General features: G+C 65.2%; 15 protein-coding genes and 3 tRNA genes. 9 read left to right on the forward strand and 9 right to left on the reverse strand.

Going from position 1 to position 15,747, the window contains the following annotated elements; genetic code table 11:
* Positions 1-118: 118 nt before the first annotated feature.
* From cpaB to ACI3K3_RS13285, 6 genes are read left to right on the forward strand one after another with little or no spacing between them, the layout of a single operon-like run.
* Positions 119-1,138 (forward strand): Flp pilus assembly protein CpaB, encoded by a 1,020-nt coding sequence (gene cpaB, locus ACI3K3_RS13260; RefSeq protein ID WP_404914385.1) that lies wholly within the window; start codon positions 119-121, stop codon positions 1,136-1,138.
* Positions 1,139-1,155: 17 nt separating this feature from the next.
* Entirely contained in the window at positions 1,156-2,748 is a 1,593-nt protein-coding gene (locus ACI3K3_RS13265) for a type II and III secretion system protein family protein (RefSeq protein WP_404914387.1), read from the forward strand.
* An 8-nt stretch (positions 2,749-2,756) separates the two neighbouring features.
* Positions 2,757-3,410, forward strand: coding sequence for a CpaD family pilus assembly protein (locus ACI3K3_RS13270; protein WP_404914389.1), 654 nt, complete (start codon positions 2,757-2,759; stop codon positions 3,408-3,410).
* A 3-nt stretch (positions 3,411-3,413) separates the two neighbouring features.
* Entirely contained in the window at positions 3,414-4,715 is a 1,302-nt protein-coding gene (locus tag ACI3K3_RS13275; protein WP_404914391.1) for a pilus assembly protein CpaE, read from the forward strand.
* A gap of 28 nt (positions 4,716-4,743) precedes the next feature.
* A complete protein-coding gene (locus tag ACI3K3_RS13280; protein ID WP_404914393.1) occupies positions 4,744-5,715 on the forward strand; it encodes a type II secretion system F family protein in 972 nt (323 codons plus the stop codon).
* A 19-nt stretch (positions 5,716-5,734) separates the two neighbouring features.
* A complete protein-coding gene (locus tag ACI3K3_RS13285) occupies positions 5,735-6,745 on the forward strand; it encodes a type II secretion system F family protein (protein ID WP_404914395.1) in 1,011 nt (336 codons plus the stop codon).
* 4 nt (positions 6,746-6,749) lie between these two features.
* Here ACI3K3_RS13285 and ACI3K3_RS13290 read toward each other — a convergent pair whose 3' ends face one another.
* The 3 genes from ACI3K3_RS13290 to ACI3K3_RS13300 all read right to left on the reverse strand — a co-directional run bounded on the left by ACI3K3_RS13290 (position 6,750) and on the right by ACI3K3_RS13300 (position 10,409).
* Positions 6,750-8,201 (reverse strand): hypothetical protein, encoded by a 1,452-nt coding sequence (locus tag ACI3K3_RS13290; RefSeq protein ID WP_404914397.1) that lies wholly within the window; start codon positions 8,199-8,201, stop codon positions 6,750-6,752.
* Between the two features lie 136 nt (positions 8,202-8,337).
* On the reverse strand, positions 8,338-8,946 hold the full coding sequence (gene folE, locus ACI3K3_RS13295; RefSeq protein WP_313438990.1) for a GTP cyclohydrolase I FolE: 609 nt from the start codon (positions 8,944-8,946) through the stop codon (positions 8,338-8,340).
* Complete coding sequence (locus ACI3K3_RS13300) at positions 8,943-10,409, reverse strand: phospholipase D-like domain-containing protein (protein WP_404914399.1); 1,467 nt, start codon at positions 10,407-10,409, stop codon at positions 8,943-8,945. The genes folE and ACI3K3_RS13300 overlap by 4 nt, the downstream gene beginning before the upstream one ends.
* 472 nt (positions 10,410-10,881) lie before the next feature.
* Here ACI3K3_RS13300 and ACI3K3_RS13305 point away from each other — a divergent pair, with 472 nt between their 5' ends.
* Positions 10,882-11,496: a hypothetical protein gene (locus ACI3K3_RS13305; protein WP_404914401.1), complete on the forward strand. Its 615-nt coding sequence runs from the start codon at positions 10,882-10,884 to the stop codon at positions 11,494-11,496.
* 133 nt (positions 11,497-11,629) lie between these two features.
* Here the strand turns inward: ACI3K3_RS13305 and ACI3K3_RS13310 are convergent.
* The 4 genes from ACI3K3_RS13310 to ACI3K3_RS13325 all read right to left on the reverse strand — a co-directional run bounded on the left by ACI3K3_RS13310 (position 11,630) and on the right by ACI3K3_RS13325 (position 12,389).
* Positions 11,630-11,706: transfer RNA gene (locus ACI3K3_RS13310), tRNA-Arg, on the reverse strand.
* A 40-nt stretch (positions 11,707-11,746) separates the two neighbouring features.
* Positions 11,747-11,823: transfer RNA gene (locus ACI3K3_RS13315), tRNA-Arg, on the reverse strand.
* A gap of 43 nt (positions 11,824-11,866) precedes the next feature.
* Positions 11,867-11,943, reverse strand: a tRNA-Arg gene (locus ACI3K3_RS13320).
* A gap of 44 nt (positions 11,944-11,987) precedes the next feature.
* Positions 11,988-12,389 carry a (deoxy)nucleoside triphosphate pyrophosphohydrolase gene (locus ACI3K3_RS13325; protein ID WP_404914403.1) on the reverse strand — a complete coding sequence of 134 codons (402 nt, stop codon included), beginning with the start codon at positions 12,387-12,389 and terminating at the stop codon, positions 11,988-11,990.
* Between the two features lie 121 nt (positions 12,390-12,510).
* Here ACI3K3_RS13325 and ACI3K3_RS13330 point away from each other — a divergent pair, with 121 nt between their 5' ends.
* Both ACI3K3_RS13330 and ACI3K3_RS13335 read left to right on the forward strand, forming a co-directional pair.
* Positions 12,511-12,699, forward strand: a complete 189-nt coding sequence (locus tag ACI3K3_RS13330) for a Flp family type IVb pilin (RefSeq protein WP_404914405.1) — start codon at positions 12,511-12,513, stop codon at positions 12,697-12,699.
* 141 nt (positions 12,700-12,840) lie between these two features.
* Positions 12,841-13,056 (forward strand): Flp family type IVb pilin, encoded by a 216-nt coding sequence (locus tag ACI3K3_RS13335; RefSeq protein ID WP_404914407.1) that lies wholly within the window; start codon positions 12,841-12,843, stop codon positions 13,054-13,056.
* Between the two features lie 226 nt (positions 13,057-13,282).
* On the opposite strand, the gene ACI3K3_RS13340 is transcribed toward ACI3K3_RS13335, so the two are convergent.
* Both ACI3K3_RS13340 and ACI3K3_RS13345 read right to left on the reverse strand, forming a co-directional pair.
* Entirely contained in the window at positions 13,283-14,797 is a 1,515-nt protein-coding gene (locus tag ACI3K3_RS13340; RefSeq protein WP_404914409.1) for a M48 family metalloprotease, read from the reverse strand.
* A gap of 61 nt (positions 14,798-14,858) precedes the next feature.
* A complete protein-coding gene (locus ACI3K3_RS13345) occupies positions 14,859-15,746 on the reverse strand; it encodes a tyrosine recombinase (protein WP_404914411.1) in 888 nt (295 codons plus the stop codon).
* Position 15,747: the final 1 nt, after the last annotated feature.

Below are 15,747 nucleotides of genomic sequence, written 5' to 3' on the forward strand. Positions count from 1 at the left end.
ACCAATTTACGCGATTCTACCTAGATAGGCCCGATCACGATTTGCAGTGATTTCGGGCCTAGGGGTTACGGCTTCGGATGCCTGGTTTTTCCGAAGACTTGCAGGGGGTCGCTTAGACATGGATAGGAAGAAGCTGGTGCTGCTGGTTGCCGCGCTGCTGATAGCAGTGGTGACGGCGATGGCTGCCCGCTCGATGTTCGCCGGTTCGGCCGCGCCCCAGGCTCAGGCCGTGGCGACCGCGCAGCCGACCGGCCCCAAGGTTCTCGTCGCCCAGCGCGCCTTGCCGGTCGGCACGATCATCACCGCCGATGCCGTGTCCTACCAGGACTGGCCCAGCGAACTGGTGAAGGACGCCTATTACATCGACGGAAAGGCCGACATGCAGAAGCTGCTCGGCACCGTCGTCCGCTTTCAGATCACGGCAGGCCAGCCCGTCACGCAGGGCGCGCTGGTGGCGCCGGGCGACCGTGGCTTCCTCGCCGCCGCGCTCGGTCCCGGCATGCGCGCCGTAACCATCCCGGTTTCCGCCAGGACCGGCGTGGGCGGCTTCGTGTTTCCGGGCGACCACGTCGATCTCGTGCTCACCCAGCAGGTCGCCGGCAACGACGGCGGCCAGTCCCTGCGCGCCTCGGAAACGATCCTGCGCAACTTGCGCGTGCTCGCCACCGATCAGGCTACCGACAACGAAGTGGTGGACGGCAAGACCGTGGTCCATGCCTTCAGCACGGTCACGCTCGAAGTCACGCCGCGCATTGCCGAGAAGGTCGCCGTGGCGCAGGAAATCGGCACGCTCAGCCTTTCACTGCGCGCCATTGCCGACAGCCAGGTCGAGTTCGAGCGCATCCTTGCCAGCGGTGACGTCAAAGTGCCCGAGGGCGCGACGCGCGAGCAGGAAGAGCAGCTCATGCGCAACGCGATGAACCGCCCCATCGAAGGCGCTTCCACTTACATGACCGGCGGGGATGTCTCGCGCTTCCAGCGATCGAGCCGTCCGGCGACGGGCGCCGAAGTCTCCGCCCGCACCGTGCCCGTTGCCGCCGGGCCGCAAGCGCCTTCCGCCGCGCCGGTTCGCACCGGGCCGGTCGTGCGGGTGACGCGCGGCAAAGAGACCACCGAAGAACCGGTGGGCAAGAATTGATGTCCGAGGCCACCATCATGCCCGCAATCGTTCGCATCCCTTCGTCGAAAGTTCCCACGATGCAGACGCGCCTTCTGAAATCCATGCTGCGTGCCTGTGCCTCCTCGGCACTGGTGGCGGCCTGCGCAATCGCCATCGTCTCCGCACCCGCCGAAGCGCAGTCGGTGATCGCGCCCGCGCAGGACATGACGCTTTCGATCGGCAACGGCCAGCTGGTGAACGTGCCGGGCGCCATGGCCGACGTCTTCGTCGCCAACGACGCCGTGGCCGACGTCCAGGTCAAGACCGCAAGGCAGCTCTACGTCTTCGGCAAGGCCGGCGGCACGACCACGGTCTATGCCAGCAATGCGGCGGGCGCGGTGATCTGGTCTGCGACCGTCCGCGTCGGCTCCAATCTGGACAGCGTAGACGCGATGCTGCGTCTTGCCATGCCGGAGGCCAGGATCGGCGTTTCGACGATGGGCTCCAGCACCTTCCTGCTGACGGGCACCGTGAAGACGCCCGATGACGCGGCCGAGGCGGAGCGTCTGGTCCAGGCCTATGCCGGCAAGGACGCGAACGTCATCAGCCGCCTGCGCATGGCCACGCCGCTCCAGGTCAACCTGCAGGTCCGCATTGCCGAAGTCAGCCGCTCGCTGGTCAAGTCGCTTGCGGTCAACATGTCGACGATCGATGCCACGAGCGGCTTCAAATTCGGCATCGGCCAAGGCGCGATCAGTCGTCACGTTCCCGGCCTGCCTCTTGGCGTGGGCGGACCGGTCGAAGTCACCCTGCCCGATGGCACCAAGGTTGCCGGCAGCAGTGTCGCCACCAATTCCACCGGCAGCACGCTGGCCGCGGCCGGCAAGCTGCTTGGCGTGAACATCCTGGGTTCGCTCGACGCCGGTGAAACGGTGGGGCTCGTCACCACCCTCGCCCAGCCGAACCTCACCGCGCTGTCGGGCGAGACGGCGGAGTTCCTGGCGGGCGGCGAATATCCGATCCCGATCAGCCAGGCGCTGGGCACTACCTCGATCGAATACAAGAAGTACGGCGTCAGCCTCAGCTATTCGCCGACAGTGCTTGCCAACGGCCGGATCTCGATGCGCGTGCGCCCCGAAGTGTCCGAGCTTTCGAGCCAGGGCGCGGTCAACTTCAACGGCTACGAAGTGCCCGCGCTGACCGTGCGCCGCACCGAGACCACCGTGGAACTCGGCTCGGGCCAGAGCTTCATGATCGCCGGACTGCTCAGCAATAATTCCACCAACACCATCCAGAAGCTGCCCGGCGCCGGCGACCTGCCGATCCTGGGCTCGCTGTTCCGGTCCACGAGCTACGGACGGGGCGAGACGGAACTGGTGATCGTGGTGACGCCCTACCTGGTCAATCCGGTGGACGCCTCGCAGATCGCCCTGCCGACGGATGGGTTCAATGCACCCAACGATCTCCAGCGCCTGCTCGGCAACATGGCGAGCGACGGCACCAGCGGCGCGAAACGTCCGGAAGCGGGCACGAAGGCATCGGGTGAAACGCCCGGACTGGATGCTGCGTCGGACACGGCGCCCACAAGCGGAAAGAGCGCCAGGCGCCCGGCGGATACTGCCGCCCGCCCCGGTTTCAGCCTGAAGTGAGAACGATGATGTCGACGTCCAATCCTGTCTCGCGCCGCATCCTCGGCACTTCTCTCGCATTCTCGCTTGGCCTGCTGCTAGCGGGATGCGGCGGCATGCCTTCCAATCGCTCGATGAACAGCGTGCACCAGCCGGTGGTCGAACGGGTCAACTACACGCTGGACGTGCGAACCGACGGCTCCGGCCTCGGCAGCGGCGAACCCACCCGGCTTGCGGGCTGGTTCGAGGCCATGGGCCTCAAGTATGGCGACCGGGTCTACCTCGACGATCCCTCGGGCAATCCGGCCGTGCGCGGCGCCGTCGATGCGATGGCGGGGCGCCATGGCCTGGTGCTGGCCGAAGGCGCTCCGGTGACGGAAGGCTATGTCGATGCGGGCATCGCGCGGATCGTCGTCGTGCGTTCGAAGGCCTCCGTTCCCGGCTGCCCGGACTGGTCGACCGGCAGCGACTTCAATCCCAACAACGGCCTTTCCGGCAACTACGGCTGCGCCACCAATTCCAACCTGGCAGCGATGGTCGCGAACCCGGAAGACCTGGCCCATGGCGCCCGCGATACCGGAGAGACAACGGTGATGAGTTCGTCGAAGGCGATCGAAGCCTATCGCAAGGCCGCGCCGACCGGCGGCAATTCCGTCTCCGCCACCTCCAGCAAGGCGAACTGATCCATGAACGCACCCTGGAAATCCGGCGGCGGCCAAGGTCGCGGCCAGTTCGCCGCCTATATGTGCGACGACGCCTCGCTCGACGTGCTGCGCCCGATCGCGGTCGAAATGGGCTGGCCCTCGGAAATGTGCAACCGGGGGGGGCTGCGCAACGCGGTCCAGTCGCTGTCGATCTCCGCAAGCCCGAACATCCTCATGGTCGATCTGTCGGAAAGCGGCGATCCCCTCAACGACATCAACGCCCTGGCCGAAGTCTGCGAGCCCGGCACGGTCGTCATCGCCGTAGGCCAGGTCAACGACGTTCGTCTCTATCGAGATCTGCTCGCCAGCGGCATCCAGGACTATCTGCTCAAGCCGCTGACGCCCGGCGTGGTCCGCGACACCTTGGCCCAGGCGCAGGCGGTGTTCTCGGCGCCGCGCGGCCATGAGGCAGGCACGGCCCGGTCGCATTTCTCGACGGCGGTGATCGGCACGCGCGGCGGGGTGGGCGCGTCCACGCTGGCGACCTCGCTCGCCTGGCTGTTCAGCGCCGACGACAAGCTGCCGACTGCCCTGCTCGACCTCGACATCCATTTCGGCACCGGAGCGCTCTGCCTCGACCTGGAGCCGGGCCGCGGCCTGACCGACGCCATCGAGAACCCGAGCCGCATCGACGGTCTGTTCATCGAACGCGCGATGATCCGCGCGAACGACAACCTGGCGATCCTTTCGGCCGAGGCGGCCATCGGCACCCCGCTGATGACCGACGGCTCGGCCTTCATCCAGCTTGAGGAGGAGTTCCGTCAGGCGTTCGAGATGACCGTGATCGACATGCCGCGCAACATGCTGATCAATTTCCCGCAACTGCTGGCCAATGTGAATGCCGTGGTCCTGGTGGTGGAAATGACGCTGGCATCGGCGCGGGACACGATCCGCATGCTGTCCTGGCTCAAGGCGAACGCCTCTCACGCCCGCGTCTTCGTGGTGGCGAACAAGGTCCAGCCAAGCCTGGCAGAGATTACCAAGGCCGATTTCGAAGCCTCGATCGAGACCACCCTGCAAGTCACCATCCCCTACGACCTCAAGGCGGCTTCGCTGGCCGCCAAGTTGGGACGGACCTTCGCGGACACCAATCGCGGCAATCGCGCCGGCACCGCGATCTGCGACCTTGCGCGGATGATCCTCGACGAGTCCGGCGACACGGCAACCGTAACCAGTGAAGCAGTAACCGGCGGGGCGGGCGTCAAGCCTTCGCTGCTCGGCAAGCTCGATCTCAAGGCCTTCATGGGCAAGGCCGTCGCAAAGAAGGAAACGGCTCCTCGCTGAGGGGCAGCGAAGTGGGCACCGATCGGCCATGAACATGATGCAGCTCCTCTTGGTGGCAGTCGGCCTGCTGAGCGCGACGGCACTGGTCTGGACCGCCTTTTCCGGCCCGTCCCCCACCAAGGAATCCACGCGCCGGCTGAAATCGGTGCGCTACCGTCACTCGCAGAGCACGACCGATCGCGTGGAAGCGCAGATGCGCAAGGCCGTGGCGGCGCGGCGGCCGATGACGCACAAGAAGGCCGGATCGGGCTCGCGGATCGATGCGCTGGCCCTGCGCCTGCACCGGTCCGGCGCCAGCTGGTCGACCAATCGATACCTCTATACTTCGGTCGGGCTCGGCCTGGTCGTGGCCCTGCTCGTGGCGCTGAAGACCGGGGCGCTGGCACTGGCGCTTGCGTTCGGCCTGTTCGTCGGCGCCGGAATCCCGCACTTCGTGCTGAACAAGCTCATCGCGCGGCGGACCAACGCCTTCAACGCCAAGTTCCCCGACGCGATCGAACTGCTGGTACGCGGCCTGCGGTCCGGCCTGCCGGTTACCGAAACGCTTGGCGTCGTCGCCAGGGAAGTCCCCGGGCCGGTTGGCGAGGAATTCAAGCTCATCACCGAACGCATCAAGATCGGCCGGACCATGGAGGACGCCCTTCAGGACACCTCCGACCGGCTGGACATCCCGGAATTCAGCTTTTTCTGCATCACCCTGGCCATCCAGCGGGAAACCGGCGGCAACCTGGCCGAAACCCTGGCGAACCTGTCCGACGTGCTGCGCAAGCGTTCACAGATGAAGCTGAAGATCCGCGCGATGAGTTCGGAATCGAAGGCATCCGCCTATATCGTCGGCGCCCTTCCCTTCATCGTCTTCGGCATGATCTGGTGGATCAACCCCGGTTACATCGGCACCTTCTTCACCGACGACCGCCTGACCGTGGCGGGTCTGGGCGGCGCCGTCTGGATGGGCATCGGCGCCTTCATCATGGCCAAGATGGTCAGCTTCGAAATCTGAGCGCAGGACAGACCGCAAGATGCCCCAATCCGGCCCCACCCTCCTCGGTTTCGACGTCATCTTCGTCGGTACCCTGCTCTCGATGGTCGCTGCCTTCGCCGTGATGCTGGCGATCTATGCCGCCATCACCGTGCGCGATCCCATGGCCAAGCGCGTGAAGGCGCTGAACCAGCGGCGAGAGGCGCTCAAGGCCGGCATCACTGCCGCACCGCGCAAGCGCCAGAGCGTGGTGCGCCGCAATGAAACCACCGACCGGATGGGCGCTTTCCTGGGCAAGCTGAAGATGCTCCAGGACAGCCAGTTGCGCGACATCGAGCAGAAGCTGGCCCAGGCCGGCATCCGCAACAAGGAATGGGCCGTCGCCGTCGTCTTCGCGCGGCTGGTGGCCCCGATCGTGCTGGGCGGCACGGCGGCCTTGGTGATCTACGGGATCGACTATTTCCCGCAGTGGAGCAGCTTCAAGCGCTTCATCGGCTTCGCGGCGATGCTGATCGCCGGCTACAAGGGGCCGGACATCTTCATCAAGAACATGATCACCAAGCGCACCGACGCGATCCGCAAGGGCCTGCCCGATGCGCTGGACCTGCTGGTGATCTGCGCCGAGGCCGGCCTGACCGTGGACGCCGCCTTCGACCGCGTCGCCCGCGAACTCGGCCGCGCCTACCCCGAACTGGGAGAGGAATTCTCGCTCACCTCGATCGAGCTGTCGTTCCTCACCGAGCGGCGCCATGCCTTCGAGAACCTGGCCTATCGCGTCAATCTCGATGCCATGCGCGGGGTCGTCACCACGATGATCCAGACCGAGCGCTACGGCACGCCGCTGGCATCGGCACTGCGCGTGCTCTCGGCCGAATTCCGCAACGAACGCATGATGCGCGCCGAGGAAAAGGCTGCGCGCCTGCCGGCGATCATGACCGTGCCGCTGATCCTGTTCATCCTGCCGACGCTATTCGTGGTCATCCTCGGCCCCGCCGCCTGCTCGATCGCCGACGCTTTCTCCGGCGGGACGCCCCACGCGCCTTCGAAGTAGCGACCTATCGCGAGCGGCGAACGAAGACGACCACGCCGTCCGGCCCGCGATAGATCCGCTGCCAACGGCGAGAGCGCGCCAGTTCACCGGCCAGCGGCGCGTTGTGTTCTTCCTGGATGACGAAGGCGGCAGGGTGCCACTTGGCGATGACGTCCACCAGCGGCACATAGCCGTTCTCGATGCCGCCGTTGTAGCGCCATTCCTCGCGCGCATAGCGGTAGTAGCGCCCGTCGTAGGCCACGCGCCAGGCCGGCCAACCCATGTCGATCACGGCGCCGCCGTAGGGGAAATCGGCATAGATGGTGCCGCGCAAACCCTGTCGCTTCAGGTGCGCGAGCGCCTCCAGCGGCAGGCTCGGGGCAAAGCGGGTGGGCGCCAGCAACGGCAGGCTCACCGCCACGAAAGCGACGGCCGCAAAGGAAATCCAGCGCGGCATGTGCCGATCTCTCGGCTCGCTGTTCCATGAGGCTGCGCGTGCGATCACCGGAACCATGGCGATCGCCCAGAACAGCACGAACCGATAGGCCGTCAGGGTAAGCGCAAACAGCGCCAGCGCCAGCAGCAGTTCGAACGGGTCCACCGATCGGCGTCCGCGCAGCAGCAGACCGATCGCCACGGCGACCGTGACCAGCACCGGCACGGCGTTGATCCAGTTGCTCTCGATCCAGAGCGGCCGCCATTCGCTGGCGCCGATCGCCAGGCTCATCTCCGCATTGGTCGCCGAGATCGACAGGATCGAGAAACCATCCGGCGTCGCGAACATCGCGCCGATCGCCACGAACGTCAGCACGGCCGGGGCGAGCGGCAATGGCCGAGTGCGATCACGCAGCCATGCGACAGCGCCCACTGCCGCCTGAAGCCCCAGCGCCAGAGCCGCGACGCTGACCGAAGGATGGAGGTTCTGCCAGAGCAGCAGCAGCAGCGAGCCCAATGCGACGGTCGCCAACGGCCGGAGACGCAGTCGTTGCAGGGCGAGCAGCAGGCCGAAGCAGAGCGCCGCGTAGCTTTGCGGCCGGATGCTCGCGGTCGGCAGGGCCGCCATGAATACGAGGATCAGCGACAGCGCCACGGCTTCGCGCGATGCCCCCCTGACGCGGCATGCGGCGGCAACCGCCCAGAACCCGCCGAGCCAGCAGAGCGCATCGTAGAGCCTCAGCGCATCCCAGCCGCCGATCCGCCGCACCAGGGCCATGCTCGCCTGGGCCAGCCAACCCACCGCCGGGAGCGGCTCGCCCAGATGAAGCGCCGCGAACGGCTCGCGGGAGATCGGGCCACCGTGGGCGAGGATGATCTCGCCCAGCTTGAGCTGCCAGAAGATGTCCACGTCCCACACGCGGCGCAGCAAGAGCACCGCCAGCATCGCCGCAGGCACCAACATGGCGGCCAGCGCCAGCCTGCGCCGGCCGGGTCCGTCCTCGACGGCGGGCAGTTCCCCGGTTTCGATCGGTCCGCTCAAGATATCCCCCTGGGAAGCCCGGCACGCTGCCCGGCACCATAGGCTTCCTTCGCCGCGGCGCGAGGCGCTTTTCAAGCCCCCGGCGCCGGACAGGCGGGGATAATCGCAGTCACTCTCTTCGTGTGAGGGACCGCTGTCAGTAACCCATCAGGCTGAGCACTTCCTTGCGGCTGCGCTCATCGTCGAGGAACGTTCCCATCATACGGCTGGTGATCATGCTCACGCCCGGCGTGCGGACGCCGCGCGCGGTCATGCAGGCGTGGCTGGCTTCGATCACCACGGCAACGCCCTGCGGCTGGAGGTGGTCCCAGATGCACTGCGCCACTTCGGCGGTCAGGCGCTCCTGGATCTGGAGGCGACGCGCGAAGCCGTGAAGAACGCGGGCGAGCTTGGAGATGCCCACCACATGGTCCTTCGGCAGATAGGCGATCGCCGCCTTGCCGATGATCGGCGCCATGTGGTGCTCGCAGTGCGACTGGAAGGGAATGTCCTTGAGCAGCACGACTTCATCATAGCCGCCCACTTCCTCGAACACGCGGCTGAGGTGGACGGCGGGATCTTCGCCGTAACCCTGGCAATATTCCTTCCAGGCACGCGCGACGCGCTTAGGCGTGTCCAGCAGCCCCTCGCGGGACGGATCGTCGCCCGCCCATTCGATCAGCGTGCGGATCGCCTGCTGCACATGGTCGGGGACGGCCGGCTTGCCCAGCGGGTTGTCCTCGTCGGGACCGTCAAGGCTGCTCATCCCTTCTTACTCCTTCGCAATCTGTCCATCAGGCGCAACCGCAGGAGCTGCCCCTTGCGGCGGAAGAGACCGCGCCGCTCGATCGGCTCGAACATCTCACCGGGTCGTTCCGGATCGAGCAGAGCACTTTCACCAAGCGCTCTTTCAGCTTCGGTGAGATGTTTCAAGGGCAAGGGTTCCAGATGTTTGCCCGAAGGCACAAGGCTTTCGATAGCCGCCAGCATCGAGCCATGGCGATCGAGCGCCTCGGCGATGGCAGCCTCCGTCACCCCGCAGTGCTCGGCTAGCAGGCGATGGCGCAGTCCCGTGATCGCGGGCGTGACATGGGCATTGGCCGGGCGCGCGGCATCGATGAAGACATCGCACTCGGAATCGAGCCCCATCGAGCGGTTGTTCATGTTGGCCGACCCGACCCGCAGGATCTCGTCGTCGACGATCATCAGCTTGGCATGGACATAGATCGGCGTTCCATCCGCAGCCACCGGATAATAGATTCGGAAACGACCGTTAGGATCCGCATTGCGCAAGGTCCGCACGAGTTCCACCCGCGCCGTATCCATCGCGATCTGCTCCAGCCAGCCATCGGCCGTCAGCGGATTAATGATGAGGAATTCCGGCGGATCGTCCTCCAGCAGCCGCTCGCAGATCGCTTCCGCAATCGCCCGCGACGCGAAATACTGCGTTTCGGCATAGACGAAGCGCTTGGCCCGGCGAATCTGCTCCACGAACAGCGCCTCGATCTCGCTGACTTGCGGACAGTCGCCATATTCCGCGCGGGTCCGGGCAATGCCGATCTCGACATTCTCGAACTCCGCGCGAAGCTCGTCCGGCCAGGGCGAAGTCCGTTGCGGAGAGCAAGGCGCGATTTCCGCGCCGCCCGCCACCTTCCAGCGTTCGCGTCCCAGATCGCCCAGTCGCGCCGCCACTTCCCCTTCCATCACCATGGTCACGTCATGCCAGGGGCCGTAGAGCTTTCCGCTCGGCCGCCGGCGACGGGTATCGCCGGGAAGATGGTCCGGCGTATCCCAGCGGTCGGAGGTCATGTCGATCCCGCCGCAGGCCGCGAAGACATCGTCCACCACCACGATCTTCTGGTGGTGGCTGCATCCGATCGGATGGGCGCCGTCGAACTTGAAATCGATTCTCTCGCGGCGCGCCCAGCGAATCAGATCGAAGACCATCGTGCCGCGGAAAAGCGACTTAACCAGCGAGACGTTCCATTTGAGCAGCCGGATTTCCAGCTTCGGGTTCTTCCTGACCAGCCAGACGATGAAGGATCCCAGGCGCGCCGGAAATCTCTCATGCCGACCGCGCTGCCACCAGCGCCGTCCGGAAGACAGCAGGATTCGCGAATCGAAATCCCAGCCGATCATGAAGATGCGCTGCTGCGCCTCTTCCATCACCCCGCGCATCAATTCGAAGTAATCCGCCGCGTCGATCACGACGTAAGCGCGTGTTGCCATGGCATATCGCCAGACAGATGGCGAAGCAGAGCCTTCGCCCTCGCCTCCCCCGTTAGCCGAGTTCTGTATCATCACCTGCCTTGCTGGATCACCCGTCGCGCGGGATCAAGCCTCGTGATTGCAGGTTGTTCCGGACCCGACTTGTCCGACAGATCGCACGGCCCGCCGCCCAGTAAATCTTCGATCGACGGATTTCCGCCATTTCATCGCAAAAATATAGCACTCTGCCGGTTGATCGGGGACCATTCAGCCGCCATTCCGTTGCAAGTGTGCAACATGCACCGTCAGGCCCGATCTCTCCCGCTCGTTAGTTTCGAGCAGAAAGGGCCTTCCGATCTTCGGGTTGGAACAAATAGTCCGGGTCGTGATTTTTCCGGACCACCATTCACGCTCCTGCACACGCGACTGTGTGTCGGGAGCTTCCGAGCCGGGGCTGCCCTGAAGGGTTCCCCGCATCGAGAAGGAGTACGCCATGAAGAAATCCGTCATCGCCGCCGCGATTGCCGCCGCGAGCCTTTCCCCGGTTGCCGTCATGGCCCAGAGCGCCGCTCCGGCCGCATCCGCCGCTGCCGCCGCCCCGACCGTGGGCGCCAAGGTATACGCCCCCGATGGCTCCGAAGTGGGCACTGTCGAAGCGGTGCAGAGCGGTGTCGTCACCGTCAACACCGGCACGGCACGCGCCGGCCTTCCGGCCGCTTCCTTCGCCATGCGTGAAAAGGGCCTGACCATCGGCATGAACAAGGCCGATCTGGAAGCCGCCGTGAACGGCGCCAAGGCCGAGAGCAGCGCCGAACTGGCAACGGCCTTCGTCGCCGACAAGCCGATCAAGAGCAGCGACGGCGTCGTGCTTGGCGCCGTCAGCAAGGTCGAGGGTGACGATGTGTTCGTGAACCTCAGCAACGGCTCGGTCGCGCAGCTCAAGAAGTCGTACTTCGGCCTGGGTGCCGACAAGTCGCTGACCCTGGGCATGACCGCGACGGCGTTCAACTCGCAGCTTCAGGCCAGCGCCGGCGGCCAGCCGGGTGCGGATGCTCAGGCAGCCCCCTCGGCCACTGCGGCCGCAGGCGAGGCTCCCAGCGGCCAGTAATCGCCCGCTGAGCTGAATAGGGGCCGGAAGCGCAACCGCGTTTCCGGCCCTTTCGATTCGTCTCGATAACGCGCGCACGAAAAACCCCGCCGGAGCGAGGCTCCGCGGGGCTTTTTCGTACAATATTGGCAAGTGGTGCGCCCGGAACGATTCGAACGTCCGACCCTCAGATTCGTAGTCTGATGCTCTATCCAGCTGAGCTACGGGCGCACAATGCCCTATGTGGGTGCCATTCCCTCAAGAGAGAGAATGGTGCGCCCGGAACGATTCGAACGTCCGACCCTCAGATTCGTAGTCTGATGCTCTATCCAGCTGAGCTACGGGCGCAATGTCATTCTCCAACCAAAGACCAAACTCCCCGAAAGGAGAATGGTGCGCCCGGAACGATTCGAACGTCCGACCCTCAGATTCGTAGTCTGATGCTCTATCCAGCTGAGCTACGGGCGCGTTGGAGAGGCGCCAATAGGAGCGGTTGGCATTGCCGTCAACGCCTATATCGCCTTTTCGCGCAAGAATGTGGATAAGGCGTCGGCCAGCGGATAATCGAGCGGCGGCATGGCGAGTCCGGAAATCGCCGTGGGCGCGTACCAGTCCAGCGCTTCCGCTTCATGGGCCGTGGGATCGCCCTGCCAGGCCCTGCACGCATAGAGCAGGATGACGATGGCCCGGCCGCCCGGTTTTTCCGGCACAATGCTGCCCGGTCCGCTGGCGAAGCCCACCGGCAGCAGATGGCCGGGCGCGATCTCGACACCCAATTCCTCGTGCAGTTCCCGCGCGGCGGCGGCTTCAGGCGTCTCGCCTGCCTCCACCTTGCCGCCGGGAAACTCCCAGAGCCCTCCATGCTGCGAGGCCCGGGGCCGCTGCTGCATCAGGACCAGACCGTCCCCACGCACCAGCGCCACGGCGACGACGAGCAGCGGTGTCAGAAAATTTTCCAGGGAAACGCCCTCCTTTAGGGACTCTTTAACGTTGAGCCGCTAATTCACAACAAGATCGGGGAAACTGCAAATAATCATGACATTGCAAACGACTCTAGCTCGACTCCTTAGAAATACAAAAGGAGCTACAGCAATAGAGTACGGCCTTATTCTTGCCATGATCGTGCTTGCCATACTTGTTGCATTGAACAGCCTTGCATCGGAGACGATCGCATTGTGGTCCAGTGTTTCCGAAAAATCGTCCGAGGCGATTTCCGGTCAGTAATTACTTTCGGCATTAGGTTTTTTTCAACACTTCGCCGCTAGACCACAACCTGTCCAAAGCGCCAAAGCGAGTGCCTGACCGGGTGAACGGGGGGCGGGGCGGACCGGGTACACAAGTTTGCTTTCATTCAGGAGACACCAGATGAAGTTTCTCGCCAAGCTGCGCCGCAACGAACAGGGCGCCACCGCTATCGAATACGGCCTGATCGCCGCCCTCATCGCCGTCGCCGCGATCGCCGCCATGCAGGGCCTGGGCTCGAACCTCAAGACGACCTTTGCCACCACGTCGAGCGCGATTGCCGGTGGTAATGAGGCCTCGAGCGATGATGGCGCCGTCACTCCCCCCGCTGGCGGCTAACGCTTCAAAAGCCTTAGTACGATTGAGGGCGGCAAGGAAACTTGCCGCCCTTTTCGTATGGATTACAGGCCCAAGGTATAACTAAGAACGGCCCCAACCAACAACGTCATCCTGACCTCGTTTCAGGATCCATTGCTGACCATCGGCGGCAGTCTGTTGCGCGAGATGGATCCTGAAACAAGTTCAGGATAACGACTGCTTATAGGACTGAACTTCTCCCCCCCCCTCAATACGTAACCAGCTTCACCTTCTGCCCCGGCACCAGCCTTGCGCCGCTCTCTAGGCCGTTCAGCACCAGAAACCGCTCCAGGGCAGCATCCGTGTAGGCCATCCTCGCTGCCAGCGACTGCAAGGTGTCGCCCGCCTTTACAGTCACCACGGCCAGCCTTCGCGGCCGAACCTGCCCGGCTTCTCCCGCCGTGATCCGGCGCATGCTCTTGAACATGCCGTTGAAGGCCCCTGCCCCGCCGACCTGGGTGATGGTCAGGAAGTGGTAGGCCTTGCCCCCTCCGAAATCATAGGCGAACACCGCCACGTCGACCGGCCCGCTGGAGGCCTGGACCCGCGCCACCCCGTAAGCGGCGGTAATGCCGTTCACGCTGGTACGCTCGATGCTGGACGGCTCGATCCGTGCCTGCCCCGATTCGGTGAGGCCGGAAAATACCGTCTGGATATAGGCATCGAGCCCGGTTCCGAGCGCTCCGCCGGAGAATTGCGCCTTGCCGGAATTGCCGTTGATCGAAACGGCCTGCGTGCCGTTCACCAGATAGAATCCGTTTGGCGCCTGGAACGCCAGCCGTAGCTCGGGATGGGTGAAGCGATTGCCCTCGATGATACCCTGCTTCGGGTCATCGCCATAGATCAGCCCGTCGATTCGCGTGAGGAAGGCGTCGCGGTTCGTCGTCCCGGTCGCTCCGGAACCTGCCTGCTTCAACGCATCGCGCACGCGGGAAGCCGGGTCGGGGTGAGTCGAGGCCCATTGCGGAACCTGATTCGACGTGCCGCGCAACTGCGCTTCCAGCGCGTTCTGGCGCGCCAGACTGTTCAGCACGCCCGCCATGGCCTGCGGATCGTAACCGGCGCGCTTGAGGTAGCTGATGCCCAGACGATCCGCTTCCAGCTCCTGCCCGCGCGAATATTTCAGCGTGAGCATCTGCGAGCCCTGCGAGGCGAGTTGCTGGCCGAGCCGCCCGAACGCACTATCGCCCAGAAGGACGCCCGAAAGCAGCGATCCCAGCACGCCCAGCAACTGGTTGCGCGAGGCGGCCTCCTGCCGCTTGGCCGAATGGCGCGCGGCGACATGGCCTACCTCATGGCCGAGCACGCCTGCCAGTTCGGCCTCGTTGTTCATCAGCGCCGTGAGCTGGCGCGTAACGTAGACGTAGCCGCCGGGGATGGCGAAGGCGTTGTTGACCGGCGAATTCAGCAGGGTGACCGTGAAATCGCCCCGCGCGTTCGAGAGGCCGGACTGGATGGCGATGGTCTTGCCCACCTGCTCGACGTAGCTAGCCTGCGGGCCCGTCACCGATCCGCCGAACTCCGCCAGAAGTTCGGGATGCGCCTTGGCCCCTTCGGCCTTGTCGGCGCGGCTGATGGACGTGACCGTTGCGGGATAGGCTGCGGCGGCCACCGCCACGCCGGTGGAACTCGGCGCCGGGGCCAGCAGAAACGCGCCGGTAGCCCCTGCCGCGAAAGCAGCCTTTATCGCCGGATTTCGTCGGGCCGACTGGACTGCTGACATGAATTTCCCCTCCAAAGAATGAACCCTTCAAGCAACGGAAGCGGCGAAGCGTGGTTCCCGCTTACCCCCGCGCGAGCGGATGACGGGCGTTGACCAGAGCAACCAGCCGCGCGCTGTCGACATGGGTGTAGATCTGGGTCGTGGCGATATCGGCATGACCCAGCAACATCTGCAGGACGCGTAGATCGGCGCCGCCTTCGAGCAGGTGCGTGGCAAAGGCATGGCGCAGGACATGCGGCGAGACGCGTGTGGGATCGATCTCCGCACGCACCGCCAGCGCCCGCAGCAGCTGGAACAGGCGAACGCGCGTGAGATGGCCGCTCTCGCCGCTGGACGGAAACAGGAACTTCGAAGTTCCCCGTCGCACCGCCAGCCAGCGCGACAGCACCGTCCGCGCCCGGCCGCTCACCGGCACCATGCGTTGCTGTCCGCCCTTGCCGGTGACATGAAGGAACGGCGCGTCGCGCGGGACCGCCGCCAATGGCAGCGAGACGAGTTCCGTCGCGCGCAGGCCCGATCCGTAGAGAAGCTCCAGCAGGGCCAGCAGGCGAACCGCGTCGGATCGTTCCGCAGCCGCCTCGGCTTCCGCCGTTGCCAGGAAGCGCTCGACTTCCTCATGCGAAAGCAGGCGTGGCAGCGGCCGCCGGGTGCGCGGCTTGGGCAATGCCGGGGAGGGATCGTCCGCACGCAGGCCCTCGTCGACGAGGAATCCGTAGAACTGGCGCAGCGCCGAACAGCGCCGGGCCAGACTGGAGGCGGCGAGCCCGCTCCAGGCGTCCCCTAGTGCGGCAAGCGAATTGCCGTCCGCCAGCGCCAGATCGCCGAGTGCTTCCTCGGCGGCGGCCAGGTCGCGGCGATAGGCTGCCAGCGTGTTCGCGGCGGCGCCTCGCTCGGCGGCCAGCATCGCCAGGAATCGTTCGGCGTGGCCCTGGCTCGCCCTACCCGTCACG

The organism is Novosphingobium sp. ZW T3_23 (assembly GCF_044987305.1).
In the GTDB taxonomy this organism is placed as follows: Bacteria; Pseudomonadota; Alphaproteobacteria; order Sphingomonadales; family Sphingomonadaceae; genus Novosphingobium.